Source organism: Horticoccus luteus, from assembly GCF_019464535.1.
GTDB lineage: Bacteria > Verrucomicrobiota > Verrucomicrobiia > Opitutales > Opitutaceae > Horticoccus > Horticoccus luteus.
On sequence record NZ_CP080507.1, the window covers coordinates 1,177,107 to 1,199,538 of the forward strand.

19 protein-coding genes are annotated in these 22,432 nt (G+C 64.4%); 4 read left to right on the forward strand and 15 right to left on the reverse strand.

The window, feature by feature from the left end:
* Positions 1–15 precede the first annotated feature (15 nt).
* Genes K0B96_RS04705 through K0B96_RS04715 form a run of 3 tightly spaced genes read right to left on the reverse strand, consistent with a single transcriptional unit; the run spans position 16 to position 1,986 of the window.
* Positions 16–954, reverse strand: a complete 939-nt coding sequence (locus tag K0B96_RS04705) for a DUF3618 domain-containing protein (RefSeq protein WP_220164380.1) — start codon at positions 952–954, stop codon at positions 16–18.
* On the reverse strand, positions 938–1,384 hold the full coding sequence (locus K0B96_RS04710) for a phage holin family protein (RefSeq protein ID WP_220164382.1): 447 nt from the start codon (positions 1,382–1,384) through the stop codon (positions 938–940). Before K0B96_RS04710 ends, K0B96_RS04705 begins: the two co-directional genes overlap by 17 nt.
* 11 nt (positions 1,385–1,395) lie before the next feature.
* Positions 1,396–1,986, reverse strand: a complete 591-nt coding sequence (locus K0B96_RS04715) for a hypothetical protein (protein ID WP_220164384.1) — start codon at positions 1,984–1,986, stop codon at positions 1,396–1,398.
* Positions 1,987–2,311: 325 nt separating this feature from the next.
* On the opposite strand from K0B96_RS04715, the gene K0B96_RS04720 reads away from it, so the two are divergent.
* Positions 2,312–3,178 carry an aldo/keto reductase gene (locus K0B96_RS04720; RefSeq protein WP_220164386.1) on the forward strand — a complete coding sequence of 289 codons (867 nt, stop codon included), beginning with the start codon at positions 2,312–2,314 and terminating at the stop codon, positions 3,176–3,178.
* Positions 3,179–3,190: 12 nt separating this feature from the next.
* Here the strand turns inward: K0B96_RS04720 and K0B96_RS04725 are convergent, their stop codons facing one another.
* The 3 genes from K0B96_RS04725 to greA form a co-directional block, all read right to left on the reverse strand.
* Positions 3,191–4,960 carry an ABC transporter ATP-binding protein gene (locus K0B96_RS04725; RefSeq protein ID WP_220164388.1) on the reverse strand — a complete coding sequence of 590 codons (1,770 nt, stop codon included), beginning with the start codon at positions 4,958–4,960 and terminating at the stop codon, positions 3,191–3,193.
* Between the two features lie 78 nt (positions 4,961–5,038).
* The gene (locus K0B96_RS04730) at positions 5,039–5,968 is read right to left on the reverse strand and encodes an ArsR/SmtB family transcription factor (RefSeq protein WP_220164390.1); all 930 of its coding nucleotides are present in this window, start codon (positions 5,966–5,968) and stop codon (positions 5,039–5,041) included.
* A gap of 144 nt (positions 5,969–6,112) precedes the next feature.
* On the reverse strand, positions 6,113–7,960 hold the full coding sequence (greA, locus tag K0B96_RS04735) for a transcription elongation factor GreA (RefSeq protein WP_220164392.1): 1,848 nt from the start codon (positions 7,958–7,960) through the stop codon (positions 6,113–6,115).
* 79 nt (positions 7,961–8,039) lie between these two features.
* On the opposite strand from greA, the gene K0B96_RS04740 reads away from it, so the two are divergent.
* Positions 8,040–9,359 carry an RsmB/NOP family class I SAM-dependent RNA methyltransferase gene (locus tag K0B96_RS04740; protein ID WP_220164394.1) on the forward strand — a complete coding sequence of 440 codons (1,320 nt, stop codon included), beginning with the start codon at positions 8,040–8,042 and terminating at the stop codon, positions 9,357–9,359.
* Between the two features lie 5 nt (positions 9,360–9,364).
* Here K0B96_RS04740 and K0B96_RS04745 read toward each other — a convergent pair whose 3' ends face one another.
* The 8 genes from K0B96_RS04745 to K0B96_RS04780 form a co-directional block, all read right to left on the reverse strand.
* Positions 9,365–10,594, reverse strand: coding sequence for a retropepsin-like aspartic protease (locus K0B96_RS04745; protein WP_220164396.1), 1,230 nt, complete (start codon positions 10,592–10,594; stop codon positions 9,365–9,367).
* Positions 10,555–11,865 carry an MFS transporter gene (locus K0B96_RS04750; protein WP_220164398.1) on the reverse strand — a complete coding sequence of 437 codons (1,311 nt, stop codon included), beginning with the start codon at positions 11,863–11,865 and terminating at the stop codon, positions 10,555–10,557. The genes K0B96_RS04745 and K0B96_RS04750 overlap by 40 nt, the downstream gene beginning before the upstream one ends.
* 93 nt (positions 11,866–11,958) lie before the next feature.
* A complete protein-coding gene (gene glyA / locus K0B96_RS04755) occupies positions 11,959–13,224 on the reverse strand; it encodes a serine hydroxymethyltransferase (protein ID WP_220164400.1) in 1,266 nt (421 codons plus the stop codon).
* A 191-nt stretch (positions 13,225–13,415) separates the two neighbouring features.
* Positions 13,416–13,910: an arsenate reductase/protein-tyrosine-phosphatase family protein gene (locus tag K0B96_RS04760; protein WP_220164402.1), complete on the reverse strand. Its 495-nt coding sequence runs from the start codon at positions 13,908–13,910 to the stop codon at positions 13,416–13,418.
* Positions 13,911–13,979: 69 nt separating this feature from the next.
* A complete protein-coding gene (locus K0B96_RS04765; protein ID WP_220164404.1) occupies positions 13,980–14,657 on the reverse strand; it encodes a hypothetical protein in 678 nt (225 codons plus the stop codon).
* Positions 14,654–15,946, reverse strand: a complete 1,293-nt coding sequence (gene purD, locus K0B96_RS04770; protein WP_220164406.1) for a phosphoribosylamine--glycine ligase — start codon at positions 15,944–15,946, stop codon at positions 14,654–14,656. The genes K0B96_RS04765 and purD overlap by 4 nt, the downstream gene beginning before the upstream one ends.
* 893 nt (positions 15,947–16,839) lie before the next feature.
* Positions 16,840–17,565: an IspD/TarI family cytidylyltransferase gene (locus tag K0B96_RS04775; RefSeq protein ID WP_220164408.1), complete on the reverse strand. Its 726-nt coding sequence runs from the start codon at positions 17,563–17,565 to the stop codon at positions 16,840–16,842.
* Positions 17,566–17,690: 125 nt separating this feature from the next.
* Positions 17,691–19,601, reverse strand: coding sequence for an LOG family protein (locus K0B96_RS04780; RefSeq protein WP_220164410.1), 1,911 nt, complete (start codon positions 19,599–19,601; stop codon positions 17,691–17,693).
* Between the two features lie 145 nt (positions 19,602–19,746).
* Between K0B96_RS04780 and bamJ the strand changes: the two genes are divergently transcribed.
* The gene (gene bamJ / locus K0B96_RS04785) at positions 19,747–20,619 is read left to right on the forward strand and encodes a BamJ family beta-barrel-assembly machinery protein (protein ID WP_220164411.1); all 873 of its coding nucleotides are present in this window, start codon (positions 19,747–19,749) and stop codon (positions 20,617–20,619) included.
* A gap of 56 nt (positions 20,620–20,675) precedes the next feature.
* Here the strand turns inward: bamJ and K0B96_RS04790 are convergent, their stop codons facing one another.
* On the reverse strand, positions 20,676–21,746 hold the full coding sequence (locus tag K0B96_RS04790) for a threonine aldolase family protein (protein ID WP_220164413.1): 1,071 nt from the start codon (positions 21,744–21,746) through the stop codon (positions 20,676–20,678).
* An 87-nt stretch (positions 21,747–21,833) separates the two neighbouring features.
* Here K0B96_RS04790 and K0B96_RS04795 point away from each other — a divergent pair, with 87 nt between their 5' ends.
* Positions 21,834–22,385 (forward strand): shikimate kinase, encoded by a 552-nt coding sequence (locus tag K0B96_RS04795; protein ID WP_220164415.1) that lies wholly within the window; start codon positions 21,834–21,836, stop codon positions 22,383–22,385.
* Positions 22,386–22,432: the final 47 nt, after the last annotated feature.

The window sequence follows — 22,432 nt, forward strand, 5'->3', positions numbered from 1 at the left end:
CGGGCGGCGAAGGGCTCAGGCGGACGCGCTATTGCCCGGCGCGTTGGCCGACGACGCACCGGCGACAGAGTGGTCGCCGCTGGCGGCGGTCGATTCCGTGACGGCCGGTTGCGAGAAGGCGGCGTCGTTCTTGGCATGAACTTCCTCTTTGACGGCCTGGGAGGCGGCGGCGGCGACGCGTTTGCCGCGCTCCAATACGTCGCGGCCCGCTTCGCGGGCGCGAGTCCGCAGGCGATCGGCCGTGGGGCCGGCGAGTTCTTTCATGCGGCGTGGCGTGGGCAGGGCGAGGCCGATGGCGACTCCGGCGGCGAGGCAACCGAGGCCGAGCGCAAGCGGATGGTCTTCGGCCGTGTGCACCACGCCGTCGCGAGCTTTGCCGTAAATCGCCCGGCTGCGATCGGCGACGCGGGAGCCGATCTCCGTCGCGCGATCGCGGAGATGGGCGGCGCCTTCATAGAGGGCGTCTTTGGCACCGCTGGCTTTGGCGCGGAGCGCGCCGGCGGCGGCATGAAGTTTGCCTTCGGCGTCGGCGCCAGATTCATCCGTTTCAAAATCGGAATAGTCGGCGGAGCCGGAGGTGCCTTCTTGAAAGTAGCTGTAAGGAACCGGCGAGGAGTCATCGTCGTCGGAACGCGGAGAGGAGGAAGAATGATGCAGGCGGTTGTAAACCAGCCATGCCAAGCCGCCGCCGATGAGGAGCGCGGGAATGGGGTTTTCTTTCACGGTGGAAACGACCGCGTTTACGGCGGTGTTGGCGGTATCTTTGATTTTCTGGTTCATAGCACTTTCTCCGGAATGGTTTTTGGAACGGAAAAGACCAATGGCCTCGTCGAGTAGGTGTCGGCCATGCAAACGCGAGGTGAGCGCATCGATGGTGTCGTCCATCCGCTGACGCGTCTCGGCGATTTCTGCGCGGATGGCTTCGGGTTCCGAGGGGTCAGGCGACGGATTCATGCACGGAGTGAAGTTTGGCGCGGCCCCAGTTTTTGTTTTTCTCGAGCGACGCGAGGGTTTGCTCGGGCACGAGGGTGTCTTTGGCAAAGGCGTGCTTGGCGCGGGCGAGCATCACGGCGCCGACGATCGCAATGAGCAGACCGACAACGGTGCGGCCGAGCCAGACGGCGACTTCCGGATCCATGCCGGTGTGCCTCAAGCCGAACGCAAGGAGGTCGCCGGCGCCGAGGAGGAGCACAATCAAGCCGGCGTAAGCAATCATGCCGCCGACGGCGAGCTTGATGGCCTGGCCGGCCTTTTCGGAGAGCTTGTCGGTGATCTCCGCTTTGGCCAAAGCGACTTCTTGCGAGAGGAGGGTCATGCCCTCGTCACGCAATTGCTGAAGCAGTTGGACGATGGAAGCCGGGTGGGGGTTGGTGTCGGGGTTCATGACGGTCGACCTTACATCGGAGGCGAAGCAGGGCCGCCGGGGTTGTCGGTGCGCGCGGTGCGGGGGGCATCGCCGTAGGGTGCCCAGCCGAGCGAGTCGGCGTCAGAGGCGCCGCTGCGGGGTTTGGGCGTCTCGCGAGCGGTGGCGGTCACCAGGTTGCCCACGACAAGGCCGGCGACGAAAAGGCCGCCGAAGAACACGATGGGATTGCGGCGAGCAAGGCCTTCCAAGTCGCTTTGGAGCTTAGAAAAATCGTTGGCGCGGAGGTAATCCGCGGCTTTTTGAATGCGATCGGCGACGGCGTGAGTGACCCACGCAATGTTGGGATCTTCGTTTTCCATTTGCGCGGCGGTGGAATGCATCGCGGAGCCGTAAGCACCGACATGGCGGGCCGCGCGGTCCTTCTGCTCTTCGGCGAGATGCGCGGCTTGCTCCTTGGCCTGACGAGCGGCGGATTTCAGTTGTTCACCGGCGTCGCGGAGGAGGCCACCGGCGGCGTCTTTGAAGTCGGCGGCCTGGCCGCGTGGGCTTTCGGGGGAAGCGCCCCCGCCGGGCTCGGCATCGTGGCGGCGCAGGCTGGGAGAGATGTTCGGCAGGTTCATAGGCTCTTTCCAGAAGGTTGGGTTGAAGGTGCGGGAATCACGGTGGCCGGAGCTCGCGATTTCCTCGCGGCGCAAATGCGCGGAGAGAGGAAGTTGAAGAGCGCTGGAGCGTGGACGCCACTCTACCGCGAGAGTGGGCGCGCGGGTATCCGGAGCCTTCCGCGTTGAGCGGGTGTATTCGGCTGGCGACGGAGGCGGGGCGAAAGAGTAAGCGGTATGGGAAGGCGACCTATGCGCGCCACATCGTTTGCCGGAGAGACTTGCCCGCGGGTTCCGGGCGGGCGTGGATTTGACGCGTGCGCAGGGCTTCACATTATCAGCGCGCATGAGCGCTCACGCCGATTTGGCTTTTCCGGATAGCACCGCGGGCTTGCGCGCGAATGCAGTGTTGAACAATGGCTACGTTTTGCCGTGGGTGGGGCTGGGCGTTTTTCAAATCAAGAGTGACGCGCAGACGGCGGCGGTGGTCCGGACGGCGATCGAGCAGGGTTACCGCGGGATCGATACGGCGTCGCTGTATGGCAACGAGCGCGGGGTCGGCGAGGCGGTGCGCAGCTGCGGCGTGCCGCGCGAGGAATTATTCGTTACCACCAAAGTCTGGAACGACGCGATGCGCGCGGACAAGGTGGCGGAGGCGTTTGAGGAAAGCATGCGCCGCCTCGGGCTGGAGTATCTCGATCTCTACCTGCTGCACTGGCCGATCAAAGGGCACATGGTTTCCTCTTGGCGCGCGTTGGAGACGTTGCACCGCACGGGGCGCGTGAAGGCGATTGGCGTGAGCAACTACATGATCGCGCACTTCGAAGAATTGCTGCCGCACGTGGAAATAAAGCCGATGGTCAATCAGATCGAATATCATCCGTATCTCCAGAGTCCGGCGTTGATCGACTACTGCCAGACGCGTGGCATTCAGGTGCAGGCGTGGAGTCCCTTGATGCAAGCGGGAGCATTGCTGCGCGATCGCACGCTGGTGGAGATCGGCGCGCGCCATGGGAAGAGCGCGGCGCAGGTGGTGCTGCGGTGGGACTTGCAGACGCGCGTGGCCACGATTCCGAAATCCGCCGATCCCAAGCGCATTGCCGAGAATGCCGATCTGTTCGACTTCGCGCTGGACGCGGACGAAATGGCGGCGATCGCGCGACTCGATCGTGGTCAGCGGTGCGGCGCCGACCCGCTTAACTTTCGCTTCTGATCAACGGGGCGTTCAAGACGTCGCGGTGCCGACGTCAGCGGCCTCGGCGTCGAAATCGCGTTGCGAGTCCACTTGAGCACGCCAGAGGCGGGCGTAGCGGCCGCCGGCGGCGACCAGTTCGTCATGCGTGCCGGATTCGGTGATACGGCCATGATCGAGGACGACGATGAAGTCGGCGCGACGCACGGTGGAGAGGCGGTGGGCGATGACGAGCGTGGTGCGATCCGCGACCAGCGTTTCGATGGCTGACTGAATGGCGGCTTCGGTGAGCGTGTCGACGCTGGCCGTGGCTTCATCGAGGACGACGATGGGCGGGTTTTTGAGAATGACGCGGGCGATGGTGAGGCGCTGTTTTTCGCCCTGCGAGAGGCGGATGCCGCGTTCGCCGACCCGCGTGTGCACGCCGTCGGGGAGGCGTTGCACGAAATCCCACGCGGCGGCGGCGCGGAGGGCGGCGGCGATTTGTTCTTCGCTGGCGGAGGGGGCGGCCAGCCGCAGGTTTTCGGCGATGGTGCCGTTGAAGAGAAACGGCTCCTGCGCGACGTAGCCGATGTGTTGCCGCAGTTCGTCGAGATCGAGTTCGCGCACATCGACGCCATCGAGCGTCAAACGTCCGGCGGTGACGTCGTAGTAGCGCAGCAGGAGATTCGCGAGGGTGGACTTCCCGGCGCCAGTGTGGCCGACCAGAGCGGTGACGCGACCGGCGGGGAGGGTGAGCGAGAAATCCGCGATGACGGGCGGGCGCTCCGGATAGGCATGGCTGACGTGTTCGTAGCGGACCTCGGGCACGCCGCGGGGAAAAGGCTTGGGGGCGACGGGCGACGCGATGAGGACGGGATGATCGAGAATTTCCCACACGCGATCACTGGAGGCGCGCGCCGCAGAGAGCAGATTGTTGAGGTTGTTGAGCTGGCTGACGGGTTGGTAGAGCAGCGAACAATACGCGAAGAACGCGATGAATGCGCCCAGCGAGAGTTGATGCTGCATCAGCAGCGAGCCGCCCACGCCGAGGACAGCGACGGCGCCGAGGCTGGAGATGAAGTTTGTGCCGGGGCCGTGCAGCGACCAGCGATACATGGCGCGAAGAGTGGCGTCGCGAAGGCGACCGGCGGCGGCGAGGAAGCGGCCGCGTTCACGGTTTTTCAGGGCGAAGGAACTGATGAGGCGGTTGCCTTGAATGTCTTCGATGAGCAATGCGTTCATATCGCCGGCGGCTTCGCGCGTGGCTTTCCACAATTTGCGGCCGGCGCGGAAATGAAGGCGGCCGAGGAGAAGGACGATGGGTAGTGGCGCGATCGTCAGCGCGGCGAGCATCGGTTGCTGAATGAAGAGGATGATCGCGATGCCGAGAATCGTGAGAATGCTGACGGTGCCCTGTTCCGTGCCATCGAGGAGGACGCGTTCGACGTTTTGCACATCTTCGATCACGCGGGAGGCGATTTCGCCGGATTGGCGTTGATCGTAGTAGGATACCGGGAGGTCGAGGAGCTTGGCGTGCAAGTCGCCGCGCAGGTCGACGAGGATCTTTTGCTCGAGCGTGTTGTTGACGCGGATGCGCAGGGAATTGAGCGCATCGCGCATGAAATAGCAGGCAGTGAGGGCGGCGACGCCGGTCCACAGCAAGTCCCGGCGGCCGGGGGCAATCACGTCGTCGACGATCCATTTGATCACCTGTGGAATCGCGATGAGGAAAAGGGTGCTCCCGATCGCGAGTGAGAGCGTGAGCGCGAAGAAGCCGCGATAGCGGAAAACGTAAGAGGAGACGCGGCGGACGGGTTGCATGCGGAGCACGCACGAAGACGAGCTTCCGCGCGCGGGGCAACTGCGGGCGGGTGTTTGCGGGAACTGCGGCGCGCGAAATTATTTCACGCCGCTGGCGAGAAGCGTTTCGAAAAACGGTTCGGTGGTCTCGTGGGCGACGGCGGCGACCGCAACTTTGACGAAGCCGGCCCGCTTTAAAAATTGGTGCAACGCGCTCTCTTTGAAACCGAGCCAAACGTCGGCGTAGAGTTCGCGTGCCTTGGCGAATTGATGCTCGTTCAGGTCGAGCACAAGGATCTGCCCACCGGGCCGGAGTATGCGATACGCCTCGGCCACGGCGGCTTGGGGATGCTGGGCGTGATGCAAGGCCTGGCTGAGAATCGCGAGATCGACCGAGGCGTCGGGCAGCGGGACGTTCTCAATGTCGCCGAGTTTGTAGGCGAGATTGGCGAGACCGTTTTTCTTCGCGAGGGCGGTGCCGACTTCGACCATCCGGGGAGAGTTGTCGATGCACCAGACTTGTTGCGCGCGCTGCGCGAGCAGTTGTGAGATGAGGCCTTCCCCGGCGCCGAGGTCGGCAATCACGATGGCGGGCGTGATGCGCAACGCGAGGTGACCGATCGCTTCCCAGGAGCGGCCGGGGCAATAGTTTTTACCGAGGCGCCCGGCGATGAGATTGAAATACTGCTCTGATACGCGGCGGCGTTTTTGGAGAATGCGATCCAGGTTGTCGTGGTCGTCCTGCAAGGCGGGCAACTCCGCCACGGTGTCGATCGCGGCTTGCAGGAGAGCGGCGGGCTTGGGTGGCAGGGCGCGACGGAGGGAGTAGAAGGCGTTTTTCCCTTCCCGGCGGTCCGAGACGAGGCCGGCTTGGCGAAGCTGGGCGAGTTGTGACGAAATGCGGGACTGGCCCATGCCGAGGATTTCCTGGAGTTCCGCGACCGAGAGTTCTTCGCGCGCGAGAAGAGCCAGCAAGCGCAGGCGAGTGGGGTCGGACAGGGTTTTCAGTATGTCCCAGGGAGCGTTCACGCGAGCGCAGGGTGAAAGGGCACCGCGCGGAACGCAATCGTGCAGCCGGGCAGGGCGGAGGCGGTCCGCAAGAGCGGGAAACGAAAAACCCGCCTCAGGTGAGGCGGGTTGAAGAAATGCGGGAAAGCGCGAACGGAAATTCGATCAAGCTTTCTGATCGGCGTAGCGGCTGATGGAGACGACCGTATAGGTCTCTTCCGTCGCACCGGTCTTCACCGTCACGACGTCGCCGGGACGCTTGGTGAGCAAGGCAGCGCCGAGAGGCGTCTTGTAGGAGATCACGTGGTTTTCGGGATCGCTGTCCCACGCGCCGAGGATCGTGTAGCGGCCTTCCTGATTCGACGCCTGGCTGCGCACGGTGACAATGGTGCCGATGCTGATTTGATCGGTGGCGGAATCCTTGAAGTCGGTGACGCGGGCACGGCCGAGGTCGCGTTCCAAGAGAGTCTTTTGCGCCATGAGAACCTGCTGGTCCTGCTTGGCCATTTTGTATTCCGAGTTTTCCTTGAGATCGCCGTGCTCGCGGGCGGTGGCGATGGCCTTGGAGTTTTCCGGAATCTTTTTGGAGACGATGTTTTCGTATTCCTCGCGTTTGCGGTCGTAGCTGGCGCGGGAGACGAGCAGCTGCTCTTCCTTGCTCTCGGCGTCGGCGGCGACGAGCGACTGGATGTTCGGGAAAATCTTAATGAAACGGGCGAGGAGCGATTTTTTGGTGAGCTCTTCGAAGCCTTGGTTGAGCATCAAGGTATTCGCGAGATCGCGCGCAGTTTCGGGATCGGCGGTCGAGAGAAGATCGGCGATCAGCTCGGTGTCTTCACTGAGAATGTCGGCGAGCGGGATGCGGCGGGCGCTGGAGGCCTGCAGCGCTTCGTAATCGATGGCGAAGAAGATGGCGTTAAGCAGCCGCGGGGTGATGAGGTCGTTGAGCAGCTTGGCGAATTTCTTCGAGTGGCGGTTCTTGACGATCCAGAGGAGGACGGGCGCGCGAAGATTCTGCTCGGTTTGCCAGCGCTTGAGCGTCGCGGCGAGTTCGTCGGCGTAGCCGCTTTCCACGAGGAAATTAATGCACTCGGTGGTGAACTTGCCCTGGGAAGTCTTGAGCAAGGTGAAGAGGATTTCGCGGCTTTCGAGCGGATGCGTTTCCTTGATCAGCTCGAGGAAGTCGCGCTGGAAGGGCACCGGAATTTTTTCCGCGATGTCGGGCAAGTCGCGGACGTTCGCGATAAGTTCGGCCTGGGTCGGCGAGAAAACCTCGGTGGATCCCGTGGCTTTGGCGAGCAAGTCGCGAACGGACGCGCCGTAGAGGCGCTCCGCGGCATCGAGCTGGTTGCTGTCCTTGACGGAGTCCGCCACGCCTTGGAGGACGGCGGAAAAGTCGCTTTTGGCGGGTTGCTTGCCGATGTCGGTGACGAGCTCGTCCGCCAGGATGATGCGGCGGCGGGCGGAGCGGGTGCCGGTGAACTGCTCGACGATTTCGTCTTCGGTCGAAACCGGAACTTCACGGAGCACGTAGCACTCGGTCTTTTTCTCGGGAACGGCGATGCGCGGGTCTTTCGCGACGGCCTTTTTGGCGCCGGACCACCATTTCTTGAACTTCTCTTCGCCGATCACTTGGGCGAGCGTGATTTCGAGGTCGATGGCCGTGGTCGCGTGATTCGGATAGGCTTGGAGCGCCTCGACGATCAGTTGCGCCGGGTTGTTCGCGATCAGATCGGAAATCTTTTCCGATTCGGTCTCTTTGCGCACCATCAAGTGCTTCGCGGGCAGCACTTCGAGGGTGTTGACGCAAAAGGCGGGGTCCATCGACTGGCCCTGCTTGGTTTTGAAGTCGATGATGAGGCGTTGCGCGGCCTCATCGTAGTCCTTGATGCGTCCGAAACCCCAACTGCGATGAATGCAGTAGGCACCCGGCTCCATCGCCTCAAGTTTGGCTTTTGCCGTCTTGAGAGACGGGTTTTTGGCGATGAGTGCGGAAGCTGCTTCTGAATTCATGATTGCGAAAGTGAGGGCCTGAACGGGAAAGTTGAGCGGACAATCACCTGCATTGTCAAACCGTGTGTCACCGTCCGCTATGAGCTCTCCTTCGAATTTATCGTCTACCAGTGCCTGGTCGGCTGCTGCGCAGCTGGTCGCGCGCTGGCTTGAACGTCGGGAGCGCGTGGATGCGCTGCTGGAAAATCTTCCGCCCAAACTCGGCGCGGCCGAGCGCACGCGCGCCCACGGTCTCGTGCTCGGGGTGGTGCGGCATCATGCGCGGCTCGATGCAGCCACACGCGCGTGGCTGGCTCATCCGGCGCGGCCGATCACGCAGGCGGCGTTGTTGCTGGCGGGTTTTGAACTGATCGAATCGTCCGGCGAAATGCCGGATGGCCTGGCGGCGAAGATCGTGCATCACGCGGTGGAGCAGACGAAGCATCTGGCGAGCCCGGCGGAGGCGCGGCTCGTCAACGCCATCGTGCGCAAGCTGGCGACCTCGCTGCCCGCGCAGCCGGTGCCGGGACGGCTCGCGGACGCGGCGGCGCTGGCGGAGTATTTCTCCCATCCGGTCTGGCTGGTGCAACGCTGGCTCGCGCAGTTTGGCGCTGAGGCCACACGCCGGCTGCTCGAATGGAATCAGTCGCCGGCACCGGTTTACGCGCGCTGGCGCGCCGGGGCGACAGCCGCGGGCGAAGCCGCGGTGGCGGTGCCCGATTTTCTCCGGCCGACGCAATGGGCGGGTTTTTACGAAGTGCCGCCGGGCCATTGGCGCGAGGTGGAGCGGTTGCTCGCGGCGGGGCAGGTTTATTTGCAGGATCCGTCGACGCGCCTGGCCGTCGAACTTCTCGCGCCGCAGCCGGGAGAAATGGTGGTCGACCTGTGTGCGGCGCCGGGCGGCAAGAGTGTGCTCATCGCGGATACGATGGGCGCGGGCCGGCTCGTCGCGTTCGACCTGCCGGGGGTGCGGCTGGATCGGTTAAAGGAAAATCTTGCGCGGACACGGGGCGTGGAGGTGGCGCTCGTGCAGGGCGATGTGTTGAAGGATGCGGGCAAGCTGCTGATCGAGCACAATCTGCCGTCGAATTATCCGGCGGTGCTGCTCGATGCTCCGTGCTCCAACACCGGCGTGATGCGGCATCGCGTGGACGTAAAATGGCGTCTGCAGGCGGGCGATTTCGCGCGGCATGCCGAGCAGCAACGGAAGATGTTGGTGGCGGCCGGGCGGCTCGTGCTGCCGGGCGGACGGCTGATTTATTCCACGTGCAGCATTGATCCGGAGGAAAACGAGCAGGTGGTGGCGGCGTTTGTCGCGCAGACCCGCGGTTTGTTTTCCCGGGAGACAGAGGCGATGGCGTGGCCGTGGGAATCGGCGCACGATGGTGCGGCAGTTTTCCGTCTGCGGCGGGCTGGTTGAGCGCGTCAGGGGACGAGCGAGAAAACGGGGATGCGGCGCTGAAACTCGTCGCGGCCGTTCAGAAACGTGAAGACGATCACGCCCCCATCGGCGACGAGTTCCTCATAGCGGCCGAGCGGCCAGGCGCTCACCGGCTCGCCGTTGATGCGCGTGATGAGATCGCCGGTCTGCGCGCCGGCCGCGGCGGCGGGTGAGTCGGGCACGACCGTGGCGACGCGCCAGTAAGCGGGGGTTTTATTGAAACTCAGACCGGAACTGAGGCGCGGCGTGGGCGGGATCGGCTCCATCGATTCGCGGTAAAAAGTCACCTGACTGCGCTCTTGGTCGAACGTGACCGTAAAGTGGCGGAGAATGTCGCCGCCGATGGCGGAAAGTTCGTCCGTGAGATCGACCACCGGTCGCACGAGTTCATAGTTGCCGATCACCAAGCGCTCGCGCACCCGGCCGATTTGTTGGGTGCGGTCGCCGGTCAAGGTGCCGACGGAAACGCCCGTGCGCGGCGGGCGGACGAACGTGGGGTGGAGGCCGAGAGGATTCAGGTGGAGGGCGGCATCGCTGCCGGAATCGATGAGGGCGACAAACGATTGATCGCCGAGCCGCACGGAAATGAGCGGCGTTTTCTGGCGGTTGTTGAAGGGAACGACGGAGCCCGGGAGCAACGCGGGAGAGTGGCGCGGCGCGAGCAGCACGCGGGAGTGAGGATAGTCGAGCGTCAGGATCGTCTCGCGGAAGAGCGGAAAGCCGAGGATGCCGTCGATCTGTACGCCGAGGTGCGCGGAGATCGCGGAGCAGTCGTAAACGAGGGCCGGCACGCTTTCGAACAAGGCGTCGCCGAGCTTCAGCCGCCGCAGCACGGTGCCGGGCAGTGTGGCAACGGTGCCATCGGCCGATCGGACATGGGCCGCGGGCACGCCGCCGGCGGGGCCTTTGATGCCTTGACTGGCGGCAAACTCGGCGCTGACCAGCGTGACGGACGAGCCCGTATCGATGATAAAGCGCGCAGGGCGGCGCTTCTCCCATTTGGCCTCCACGATGAGGTAGTTGCCGAGGAACTGCGTTGGCAGCTCGGTCTGGCGTTTATCGAGGGTGGTGCGGCCGGGTCGCGGCGGTTCATGCCGCCACGGCCACACGGTGCAGCCGCCAGCCAACGCGACGCAGACCAGAGCCAGCAGGAGCCGGGCGAAGCGCCCCGCGGCTATTTTTGCGGGCGGGGAAGGGGCAACGCGAGAAACCATGGTGCCAACACGATCGCGGCCGCCAGCAGGTAAGTCACGGTGGCGCCCTGCCACCAGTAGAACAAACATGCCACGACCGGCCCGATGCCGCGGGCCAGGGAACCGAGAGAGCGGAAGACGCCCAACGTGCGACCCTGCTGCGCGGGTGGGCTATAAAGCGACACGAGGGAGGATACGGACGGGTTGATCAAACCAGCGCCCACGCCGATGGCGCCGAGGCCGGTGTAGAGCAGGGCCGCACCGCGGGACAAACCGACCAGCGCGATGCCGAGGCACACGCAGAGCAGGCCCGTGAGCAGCACGGGTTTCTCGCCAAAGCGGGGCACGGCGCGCCGCACCAGACCGCCTTGCGTGAAGATCAGCACGAGCCCGAGGAAAACGAAAATCTTGAACATATCGGTCGGTTCATACGCGAACCGATCCTTGGCCAAGAAGGGCAGGGAAAACTCCATGCCGCTAAACGCCAGGGTGAAGATGAAGTAGAGCCAGTTCGTGCGGCGGGCGGGACCGGCTTTGGCGTGGAGCAGTTCGTGCAACGGGTGGCGGATGCGGACACGCTCGTTTTCGCCGCTGTGCGCCGGGTCGAGCGTTTCGCGAAAGCGCACCGCCACCCAGACGAGGTTGACGAGGCTGAAGGCAAACGCGAGCAGCGCCGCGAACGAGAACGGGTTAACGCCGAAGCGCGTCAGGCCGGGATGATGCAGCGTGAAATCGTGGAACGCAGCGAGGCTGCCGATCGCAGGGCCGAACAGAAAACCGAGGCCGAACGCCACGCCGATGATGCCCATGCCCTTGGCGCGATTTTCGCGCGTGGTCACGTCGGCGACGGCGGCAGTCGCGACCGACAAGTTGCCGGCGAAAGCGCCACCGATCAGACGGGCGACGATGAACAACAAGAACGATCCGCTGAAAAACCACAGCACGTAGCTCAGGGTCGTGCCGGCGACGGTCATCAACAGCACACGGCGCCGGCCGATGCGATCGGACAACGTTCCCCACAGAGGAGCGAACAGGAATTGGAGGAACGCGTAGAGCGAGCCGAGGACGCCGCCAAACAAGACCTCGCGGTAGTTGCTATGCGAACCGGCGAGGCGCGCGAAATGATCGATCTGCGCGAGCAGCCAGCCCAGTCCGCCGCCCGAACCGTCCGCGCGCAGGTAATGTTCCAGAATCGCGGGGAAGAGCGGGAAGATGATCGTGAAGCCGAGCAGATCGATGAAGATCGTGAGAAAGATCACGCCCAGGGAGAGCGGACGTTCCGGCGACTTCATTGAGGAGGTGAGGGTCACGAGGGTGGCAACAGATACGCTTCAACCGCGGGATGCAACGCGCACAAGGATGCGCGGCGTCGACGCGGTCGGAGTTTACAGGTGATACGGCAGCGGATAGCGCGCCGTGAGCGCGAGCACGCGTTGCTTCACGTTCGCGATCGCCTCGGCCTGCCCGGGTGTGCCGATGGCGGCGAGCACCGTGTCGATGCAAGCGGCGATCTCGACCATGTCGGTTTCGTTCATGCCGCGGGTGGTGACGGCGGGTGTGCCGAGGCGGATGCCAGACGCTTGAAACGGCGAACGCGTTTCGAACGGCACGGTGTTTTTGTTACACGTGATGTTGGCGTGATCGAGCGTCTCTTGGGAGACTTTGCCGGTGAGCTCGGCGAATTTGCCCCGCAGATCGACGAGCATGAGGTGATTGTCGGTGCCGCCGGAGACGATTTTGTAGCCGTGCCCCAGCATCGCGGCGCAAAGCGCCTGCGCGTTCTTGATGATTTGCGCGGAGTAGGTCTTGAACTCGGGCTTGAGGCATTCGCCGAAGCAAACGGCTTTGCCGGCGATGACGTGCATGAGCGGCCCGCCCTGCGTGCCCGGGAAAACCGCGGAGTCGACCGCTTTCGCGTGCGCCGCGCGGCAAAGGATGAGGCCGCCACGGGGGCCGCGCAGCGTCTTGTGCGTGGTGGTGGTGACGAAATCGGCGTGGGGAACGGGGGAAGGATGCACGCCGGCGGCGACAAGGCCGGCGATGTGGGCGATGTCGGCGAAGAGGTAAGCGCCGTTGGCGCGGGCGATTTCGCCCATGCGCGCGAAATCGATCGTGCGGGAGTAAGCGCTGGCGCCGACGGTGATCATCTTCGGCTTCTCGCGCGCGGCGACCGCGGCGAGTTCATCGTAATCGAGGCGGCCGTTGTCCTCGCGGACGCCGTATTGGCAGAATTGATAGAGTTTGCCGGAGAAGTTCGCGGGATTGCCGTGCGTGAGATGGCCGCCGTGCGAAAGATTCATGCCGAGCACCTTGTCGCCGGGCGAGAGCACGGCGGCGTAGACGGCGGTGTTGGCCTGCGCGCCGGAGTGCGGCTGCACGTTCGCGTAGTCGGCGCCGAAGAGCTGCTTCGCGCGGTCGATCGCGAACTGCTCAACTTTGTCCACCTGCTCGCAGCCGCCATACCAGCGTTTGCCGGGGTAGCCTTCGGCATATTTGTTGGTGAGCACACTGCCCTGAGCCTCCATCACGGCTGGGTAGGTGAAGTTTTCGGAGGCGATGAGTTCGACGTGGCTTTGCTGACGCGCGAGTTCGGCGGAGATGGCAGCAAAGACGTCGGGATCGAGGGTTTTAAGCGGCGCGGCGTGGAGCATGACGTGCCCGCGAATCACGCCCAAGCGCTCCGCGGAGGCAAAGGTTTTTCTGCGGATTCGTGCGAGTCGCCTGTCGCGCGGAGCTGACGAGCGGCGTGAGGGCCGACGTTGGTCACGTGGGCTTCCTGCCGCGGAAGAAAGCACGCGGGCGGAGGGCGCGCTGCGAGCGGATGCCGGCGCCGGGACGTCGCTTATTGAGCGCGGGCCGGAGAGACGAGCGTCTCAAGAAAGCGCACCAAGCTCGGGATGGCCTCGACCATTTCGTCGCGGCAGCGTTCGTAAACGGGCAGCGGAGCGCCGTAGGGATCGGCGATTTCCCGGGGCGAACCGGCCGGCATGAACTCGCGGAAAAGGTGCAGGTGCGGTGGCACTGGCTCGGCTTGCAGGTGGATCAACGTGCGGTGCGATTCGCTCATGCAGATGACGGCGAGCGCTTCATCGATGAGCTTTTGAGTGAGCGGCTGGCTGCGGTGGCCGGCGATATCGATGCCGACTTTGCGCAACGCCGTTACGGAGTGCTCGGAGACGAGTTCGCCGTTGCGCGCGGCAACGCCGGCGGAAATCACCCGCAAGGAACGCAAGGGGCCCGACTGCCCCGCGAGGGCATGACGCAACAATCCCTCACCCATTGGGCTACGGCAGATGTTGGCCGTGCACACCATGATCACCGGACCGGAAGCAGACATGGCGGTGAATGGATAAGATTCTGCCGCAAAAGCAAAACCCGACTGGCCGCGTCGCGGCGCGAGGGTCGGCTAGATTTTCTTCAACGCGACCAACGCCCGGTGCAGTTGCACGGCGCGCTGGAGCACCGCATCGACCGGCGCAGCGGGTGGAGGAGCCGGCGGGGCCGCGGGCGCAGCGGAAGCTTCGTCGCCGCCGACGTCCGCATCCTCGTCCGCTTCGGCTTGGGCCGGGGCGAGCCGATCACGCGCGAGCGCCGCTTCGTCGTGGCGTTCCTTGTGGGGCTCGGCGGCAATCAAATCGGCGATCGCCGTGCCGTTTTCGAGTGCGTCATACGCCCGACGGTCCTCGGTGGGGGAAATCGCAACGGTGATATCGGCGGTGGCGTGGCGGCTCGCAGACTCCAAAGTGAGGACGCCCGGCCGGCCCGGCGCGGCGGTCGCCGCTTGGCGCAGGGAGGAACTCGTTTGAGTGTTGAGGAGAACGAAGACGGCGCGTTTGGCGTTGCCGCGAAAATCGAGCCAAGCGGCCAAGGCGGTCGCAGCGTCGCGATCGCCGGTGACGTTGCGCAAATCGAGGACGACGGCGCCCGCTTTCAGCTCGGATGGAGGCAGATCGGCGGGAAGATGGTGGGCGCGGTAATACGTGAGGCCGCCGCCGAGATCCTGAGTGAGCGGCGTGGCGGAGGCGAAAACGGCGACGCTTAAAACCCCGAGGGCGACAAAGGCGGAGCGGAGAAAGGTTTTCATCGGCGGTGAAGCTGGCGCGCACCAATGTCGCGACGGTAATACTTGGAGCGGCACTCGATCGCAGCGCAAACCGCATAGGCGTCGGCGGCGGCCTTTTCGAGGGTGGGCGCAATCGCGGTCACGCCGAGCACGCGTCCGCCGTTGGTGGTGAAGTTGCCGTCCTGGTCGCGCGCGGTGCCGGCGTGCAGAATCGCCACACCGCCCGGAATCGTGGTGGGCAGTTGAATCACATCGCCGCGCGGATAAGCGTCGGGATAACCGCGCGCGGCGATGACGACGCAAACGGCGTGGGCTGATTTCACGCGCAGCGTGTAACCCGCGAGGCTGCCTTGGGCGGCGCGCCAGAGGAGATCGAGAAGATCGCTTTCGAGGCGCGGTAGCACGACCTGCGTTTCCGGATCGCCGAAACGGGTGTTGTATTCGAGCACGCTCGGACCGTGTGCGGTGAGCATGACGCCGATAAAAAGGGTGCCACAAAACGCCATGCCCTCGTCGGCGATCGCGTTGACGGAGGGTTGCACGATGTCGCGCTCGATTTGCGCGAGGAGGTCGGGGGTGACGATGTCGGCGGGCGAGTAGGTGCCCATGCCGCCGGTGTTGGGGCCGGTGTCGCCATCGCCGATGCGTTTGTGGTCCTGCGAGGTGGGCAAGACGACGTAGTCGCGGCCGGAGACGACGACGAGGATCGAGGTTTCTTCGCCGACGAGACAGTCTTCGATCAGGATCTGGCTGCCGGCGGCGCCGTATTTATTGCCGGCGAGCATGTCGCGCACGGCGCTCTCAGCTTCGGTGAGCGTGGCGGCGACGACGACGCCTTTGCCCGCGGCGAGTCCATCGGCCTTGATCACGATCGGGATCGGGCGCGTGCGCACGTAGGCGAGCGCGGAGTCGAGTTCGGTGAAGAAACCAGCGGCGGCGGTGGGGATCGCGTATTTCAGCAGCAGTCGTTTTGTGAATGTCTTTGACGCTTCGAGGCGGGCCCCGTCGGCGGTGGGGCCGTAAACGGCGATGCCGGCGGCTTGCAACGCATCGGCGAGACCGAGGGAAAGCGGCACTTCCGGGCCGACGACGACGAAGTCGACGTGTTCGCGGCGCGCGAGTTCGACGAGGCCGGAGACGTTATCCGCGGCGACGGAGAAACAGGTGGCGTGTTGGGCGATGCCGGCGTTGCCGGGTGCGCAGGAGACGCGGGGGCGGGCGGGCGAGTTGCGCAGCGCGAGAACGAGGGCGTGTTCGCGACCGCCGGAGCCGACGACCAGGACGTGACGAGGGAGTGCGGTTGAAGCCACGCGGCGAAAAACACAGAGCCGCGCGCGAGTGGCAAGGCCGGGTTACGGCAGCAAAGAGTTTTCACGATAGCTGCCACGCGCCGGCTCGCCCAAGCAGATTTTGATCCGGGGCGCACCGGCGAGCGCGACGCCGCGGATGGCATCCAAGGGAGCAGAGGGCGGGGCGAGTGCGACCGCTTACCGCGCGTTCGCACGCCCGATTATTCGCAAGGTGGAATGTTAACAGCGCGCGGACGATGCGTGCCAAGTGCATTCGCGAATGGACCACGCCACAGTGAAAATCCCGAGCAGGAGGGCGCTTCCGGCCATGACGGGCGCCCATTGCCGCACATGGTGGGCCCACCATGCGAGGCGCCCCAATTCGACCGGTTGCGTTACAGCCAGCCAAGCCCCAGACCTGCCGGCCAACGGTCTTTGCCCATATTGGAACGGTGCGATGCTGGGCGTCTTTCTGGAATCGTCGTTGCTACAGCCCATTCTTCCGGCGCAACTCCGGCGAGCTTTTGCGGAACGCCCGGGCTCTCGCCTCAAGTCCGCAGACATTCATTCGCGATGGCTTGCTGCGGGCACGGAGAGATTGATGGCGCTCGGGCCGACCCTCGTCTTCATGGGCGCCCTGATGCTCGCTGGGGCAATATGGTTGTGGGCACGCCGGCCGCGAATGCGCGATGATGACGAGGATGGTTTGGTTGGCGGAGTAATCCAATAGCTCAATAGGCAGGCCCTGATCTTCTGACTAGAGTGGCATGTGGCACGCGTGGCGGAGCCAAGTCCCGGCCAAAGCGCGCGTACCTCCGCCCTGTGTCATGCACGGCCGCTCGCCGAAATTGGCGGAAATAAACCGAGCAAGTTCGGCGCGGTGGCTCGGCGCATTTCGACGGAACTGAGGCGAGCTACGCAAAGGCACCCACGGCATTGAAGCCATAAGGCCGTTTTTCTCCCGACGCGAGGAGCACCAGATCTTCGGGGTAAGTGATCTTCACGTTGCGCGGCGAGCCTTCCACGAGATGCACGGGGGTGTCGGTATGCATCACCAGCGCCGCGGTGCTGTCTTCGAGCCAGTTGTTTTCGGCGGCGAGCGCATAGGCGTGTTCGAGCAGGGAGCGCCGGTAGCCGTGCGGGGTTTGCAGCGTGACGACGTCTTTTCTCGGGAGCGCGCGTTCGAGGACGCCGTCGCGGGAAAGAGCGATGCTGTCGCGCACGGGAATCGGAAGGTAGGACACGACGGCGTCGTGCTCACCGAGCGCGGCGATGATCCGCCGGATTTCGGTCGGCTGCACCCACGGGCGCGCGACTTCGTGGATCAACAAATACGGCGTATGCGTCGCGGCGATCAGCCGGCGCAGCGTGTCCTGACGGGTGTCGCCGCCGGCGACGCATTCGACGGGAACCGACAGCGAGAGGGCTGCGACCTGTTGGTGCGAAGAGGAGAGGTCGCAGGCGCGCACGCCGACGACGATGCGCCCAACCAGCGGCTCCATGAGCTGCACGGCGTGCTGGAGGAGCGTAGCTCCACCGAGTTCGAGGAAAGCCTTGGCGATGCCGCCGAGGCGGCGGCCTTCCCCGGCGGCGAGAATGACGGCGGTGAGGTCGCGCGAAGAAACAGGGGAAGTCGGCATGCGGGCGTGGGTTGAAGGTTGGCTGGCGATGGCAGACCGCAGCCTTCCGGTAACGTTACGCCCGTCCCTCCATTCGCCGCATAGGCTTTAGATTTGCCGCGGCGTCAGGTTTTCCCTGATGGCGCTTAGAGCACTTGCAGCGTTTTGCGATAAAACGCCACGACTTCGTCGGGATCGTCGGTAAAAAGGACGTAGTCGGCCATCCACGCGGGGGCCCGTTTCGAGCGGATCATTTCGCGGAATTGTTTGCGCAGGTCGGTCCAGTAGCTCGCGTTGAAAAACACGTAGGGAACGCGGGGGCGGATGCCGAGTTTGAGGTTGCAGAGCTCGATGCCGATTTCCTCGAGCGTGCCGACGCCGCCGACGTTGAAGATACAGAAATCGGCGCTCTCGAACCATTTTTGGCGAAAGTGGCGTGCCGATTCTTGAAAGGTGTTGAAGAAATCCACGCCGAGCTCGGGCGGTTGGGCTTCGAGTTCGAGGAAACATGCGCCGGTGAGGGCGCCTTTGTTGCGGGCTTGGTCGGTAGCGAGCCGCATGACGCCGCCGCCTCCGCCGGTGAGCACGCCGAGATTACCGCCGAGGAAGCCGGTGAGCTTGTCGACGAGGGAGGAGATACGGTCGGTGTCGGCTTGGTCGAGGCCGACGGCGGAGCCGTAGAATGCGAGGATGGTGGATTCCTGGAACTTGCGGGCCATCTCCTCGCGGACGAAGAAACCGTGGCCGCGTTTGTAGGTGTGCAGATAGAGATCCTGCGTGACCTCATCATACCAGTAAACCTGCATGCCGATGGCGTTGAACGTATCGAGGCGGGCGTGGGCGTTGCTGGAGAGAAAATAGCCGTGGGTGCGGGAGGCGTGGCGGAAGATGATGCGCTTGAGCTTCACGTCGCCCAGGCGGGTGATGAGTTCGATGTGTTCGAGCAGGTCAGGGAAGTAGTCGACGACCAGCGTGTCGGCGGAACCGGGCGCGCTGTCGAGTGCTTGGATGAGCGTGCGGCTGCCGAGCGGGCACGCCTCGCCTTCCAAGAGGTGGCGCAACTCCTCGTCATTGACGCGGACGAGGCTGGTGCGGTTCTCCATGGTGGCGCTCTGGCCGCGCACAGTGATTTTGGTTTTCGGCGCCGGGGCGTTGTTTTCGCGAGGCGGGGATTCGTCGAGGCACTTGAACAGGCTGGTGGTGGTGCTGAGGAGGCGCTGGCGTTTTTTGGTGAGGGTTTTCAGTTCGGGATCCGAAAACGGAGGCGCGCCGTATATTTCGACGGAGACGACGGGATTCACCACGGGTTGATCACCGGTGTTGTAGATCTCCAGCATGACATTGGTGCCAAACGTCTTCACCGGATCGAGCAGGACCGCGCTGGTGTGCAGGCCAAAGTTGCCGGCGCCTTGGTTGAGCACGACGAAGTGTTCTTTGAGATACATCGAGCAACTCGTGAGGATGCCCGACTGCGGCGGGATCATGAGGGGCGAAGCGTCGTGGCGGATCTGGACTTGGTCGAGGTAGCTGCGGCCGGCCTCGCCACTGACGACGTGTTCGAAATTGGGGCGGAGGAGCTTGGGGTTGAGCGTGTAGTTAACCTGGTGCGGGGTGAGGAAGACGCGTCCGAGGCTGTCGATGCTGATGGTCTCGGGCAGCTTGAGGCGGTTTTCCTGAAGGGCAGCCCAGATGGCGGCGGTGGAGAGTTTGACGGCGGCGGGCGCGTAGAAGAGCCGCCCGACGGGGACGCCGGGGCGAAGGAGTTTCTTCCAATAGCTGGCGTGCGGAAAGCTGCCGTCGAAAATAAAGGCTTCGGCTTCCACCGCGAGGCGGTTGCCATCGACCACGGGTGGATGGGTGATGATCATCTCGATGCCGATGCGGGCGAGGGAACTGCGCTCGGTGAACTTGAGCGCGGCGAGATGGGTTTTCAGATATTCAAACTCGGCGGGATGGCGGGGCCAGAAGGCGAGGCTGAGCGTGACGGCGCGCTCGTCCTTGTTTTTCACGGTGAGAATCTGGCCGTCCTGGCTGGTCCAAAATTGGTCGACTTGCATGGGGAAAAGGGGGCGACGATGGCGCACGGAGCGGACCGACTCAAGCGGGGACTAATTGGTTGCTTTCGGGGCCGGGCGCTGGCACATCCGACAATTTACGGCACAAAGTTACAGCCGTCCGTTTCCCAGACCACTCCACTCCGATATGAAATCCACCTCCCTCCTCACCGCCTGCGCGTTGAGCCTCGCCGCTGTCGCGGCCGTGAGCGCACAGGAAGTCAAATTTTCGATCCCGGGCGCGCAAAGCGCGGCTCCGGCTGAGAATGCTGCCCCGGCGACGAAGTCGGCGCCGGGCGCGACGACCGCCCCCGCCGCGGCGCCCGCGCCGTCCTTCACGGACGCGCAGTTGATGGAGGAACTGGGTTGGTTCATGGGCAAGCGCCTTTCGATCAGCAATCTCGACCTCACGCCCGCCGAAGCGACGGCGCTCGGCAAAGGCATCCAGGCGGCGGCGCTCGACAAAGACGCTCCCTACGCGCTCGAGCAGGCTGGTCCCTTGATGGACGACCTCGTCCAGAAGAAGCAGGGCGCGTATCTGGAGAAGTTGAAGGTGCAAAACCTCAACGCCGCCACGGCGTTCTTCAGCAAGCTCGGTGAAAACAAGAACGTCGTTTCGCAGCCCGACGGCTTGCGCTACGAAATCTTGCAGCCGGGCACCGGTCCGTATCCGAAGGCGACCGATACCGTGAAAGTGCACTACACGGGCAAGCTGATCGACGGCACGATTTTTGATACGTCGCTCCAGCCGCGCCAGCAGGGCGGCGCAGTCGAGCCGGCGGAATTTCGTCTCGACAGTGTGATCACTGGCTGGACCGAGGGTCTGCAAAAGATCAACAAAGGCGGCAAAATCCGCCTCTACGTGCCGCCGCAACTGGCCTACGGCGATGAGCCGAAGGGTGCGATTCCTCCTGGCTCGGTGTTGATCTTCGACATCGAACTGCTCGACATCATCCCCGCCGCCGCGGCGCCCGCGCCGACCGTGACGCCTGGCCCCACGACTCCGTCGAGCGGCAAATGAGCCCGCGCTGATTCCGAATCGTTTTGACCAACCTCCGGCTTTGCGCCGGAGGTTTTTTATTGGGCGCTGACGACGGCGCGAAGGTCGCCGAGGAAGGCGTCGAGGTCTGCGGGCTGCGTAGCCCATGAGCACATCAGGCGATAGCCGTGCTCACCCATCATCGCGTAGAAATGCCAGCCGCGGGCGAACAGGCCCTGCGCAACCGCGGGCGGAAGTTCGACGAAGACGGCGTTGGCTTCGACCGGCGCGAGCAGGCGCAGTGCGGGGAACGCCCCCAGTTCGCGGCCGAGACGCGCCGCCATCGCGTTCGCATGGGCGGCGTGGCGCAGCCATGCGTCGTCGCGCAACAACCCCAGCCATTGGGCGGCGAGGAAACGCATTTTGGACGCGAGTTGGCCGGACTGTTTGCGCCGGTAGGCGAATTCCGCAGCGAGGGAGCGATTGAAGAACACGATCGCTTCCGTGCCGGCGGCGCCGTTTTTCGTGCCGCCAAAGCTCAGGACGTCGACGCCCGCTCGCCAGGTGAGATCCGCCGGCGTGGCGCCGGGGCGATCGCGCAGCGCGGCGGCGGCATTGGCGAACCGGGCGCCGTCGAGATGGACGGCGAGATTGTGGCGGCGGGCCGTCGCAGTGAGCGCCGCGATTGCGGCGGGCGAATACACGGTGCCCCATTCGGTGCTTTGCGTCAGCGAGAGCACGCGGGGTTTCGACGCGTGCACCTCGTGGTGCGACGACGCGGCCTGGTCGACCACGTCGGGCGAAAGTTTACCGAGCGAACCGGGCAATGGCACGACGCGGGCGCCGCCGGAAAAGAATTCGGGCGCCGCGCATTCGTCGCGTTCCACGTGGGCGTCGGCGTGCGCGAGGATCGCGTGATAACTTGAACAAATGGACGCGAGGGACAGCGCGTTGGCGGCCGTGCCGTTATAGACGAAGAAGACTTCGCAGTCGGTCTCGAACAACGCGCGGATCCGATCGGTGGCTTCGTGCGTGATGCGGTCGTGACCGTAGCTGGGCACGTGTCCGCGATTAGCCTCCGCGAGGGCGGCCAGGACCTCGGGGCAGACGCCGGCCGTATTGTCGCTGGCGAAAGCGTAGTTGTGCGCGGTCGGCGAGGCGTCGGGCATGGGCAAGAGGTTGTGAGGCGGAGGAAGGCGTCGCGAATCGATTTTTCAGGTTTGGCAAGGGGCGACAGCGGCCGTTTGGTGACCCGAATGAATGCGGCGGACGTCAATCTTTACCTCGTGGGCTTTATGGGCACGGGGAAGACGACGATCGGACGGGCGGTCGCGGCGCGGGTCGGCTTTCAATTCATCGACAGCGATCACCAGATCGAGCGAGAGCAGGCGAAGACGATCCCGGAGATTTTTGCGGAAAAGGGGGAGGCGGCATTTCGGGCGATGGAGCGCGCCTTCGTCGTCGAGGGGCACCCCGGCACGCGGGCGGTCGTCGCCTGCGGGGGAGGGCTGGTCGTGCAACCGGGCAATCTTAGCGAACTGCAGGCGCGCGGCGTGGTGATTTGCTTGCACGCTTCCGTGGAGTCGATCCTCGCGCGCACGTCGCGTTTCCGGCATCGGCCGTTGTTGGAGGTCGAAGATCCGGCGGCGCGGATCCGGGAACTTTACGCGGTGCGGGCACCGATCTACCGCCGTGCGGGGTCGATGATTCTCACGGATGCGCGGCCGCTGGGGGATATCGTGAATCACGTGCTGCGCGCGTGGCGTCACGAGGCGAAGGATTGGGTGCGGCAACGGTCGGCCACGTAGGGCGTCAGCGCGAGGACGCGGTGGGCGGCGCACGGCATGGAGCCGCT

Coding starts and splice junctions, on each gene's coding strand:
- K0B96_RS04705 (WP_220164380.1), bottom strand. CDS start 954: ATGAATCCGTCGCCTGACCCCTCGGAACCCGAAGCCATCCGCGCAGAA.
- K0B96_RS04710 (WP_220164382.1), bottom strand. CDS start 1,384: ATGAACCCCGACACCAACCCCCACCCGGCTTCCATCGTCCAACTGCTT.
- K0B96_RS04715 (WP_220164384.1), bottom strand. CDS start 1,986: ATGAACCTGCCGAACATCTCTCCCAGCCTGCGCCGCCACGATGCCGAG.
- K0B96_RS04720 (WP_220164386.1), top strand. CDS start 2,312: ATGAGCGCTCACGCCGATTTGGCTTTTCCGGATAGCACCGCGGGCTTG.
- K0B96_RS04725 (WP_220164388.1), bottom strand. CDS start 4,960: ATGCAACCCGTCCGCCGCGTCTCCTCTTACGTTTTCCGCTATCGCGGC.
- greA (WP_220164392.1), bottom strand. CDS start 7,960: ATGAATTCAGAAGCAGCTTCCGCACTCATCGCCAAAAACCCGTCTCTC.
- K0B96_RS04740 (WP_220164394.1), top strand. CDS start 8,040: ATGAGCTCTCCTTCGAATTTATCGTCTACCAGTGCCTGGTCGGCTGCT.
- K0B96_RS04745 (WP_220164396.1), bottom strand. CDS start 10,594: ATGGTTTCTCGCGTTGCCCCTTCCCCGCCCGCAAAAATAGCCGCGGGG.
- K0B96_RS04750 (WP_220164398.1), bottom strand. CDS start 11,865: ATGAAGTCGCCGGAACGTCCGCTCTCCCTGGGCGTGATCTTTCTCACG.
- glyA (WP_220164400.1), bottom strand. CDS start 13,224: ATGCTCCACGCCGCGCCGCTTAAAACCCTCGATCCCGACGTCTTTGCT.
- K0B96_RS04760 (WP_220164402.1), bottom strand. CDS start 13,910: ATGTCTGCTTCCGGTCCGGTGATCATGGTGTGCACGGCCAACATCTGC.
- K0B96_RS04765 (WP_220164404.1), bottom strand. CDS start 14,657: ATGAAAACCTTTCTCCGCTCCGCCTTTGTCGCCCTCGGGGTTTTAAGC.
- K0B96_RS04775 (WP_220164408.1), bottom strand. CDS start 17,565: ATGCCGACTTCCCCTGTTTCTTCGCGCGACCTCACCGCCGTCATTCTC.
- K0B96_RS04780 (WP_220164410.1), bottom strand. CDS start 19,601: ATGCAAGTCGACCAATTTTGGACCAGCCAGGACGGCCAGATTCTCACC.
- bamJ (WP_220164411.1), top strand. CDS start 19,747: ATGAAATCCACCTCCCTCCTCACCGCCTGCGCGTTGAGCCTCGCCGCT.
- K0B96_RS04790 (WP_220164413.1), bottom strand. CDS start 21,746: ATGCCCGACGCCTCGCCGACCGCGCACAACTACGCTTTCGCCAGCGAC.
- K0B96_RS04795 (WP_220164415.1), top strand. CDS start 21,834: ATGAATGCGGCGGACGTCAATCTTTACCTCGTGGGCTTTATGGGCACG.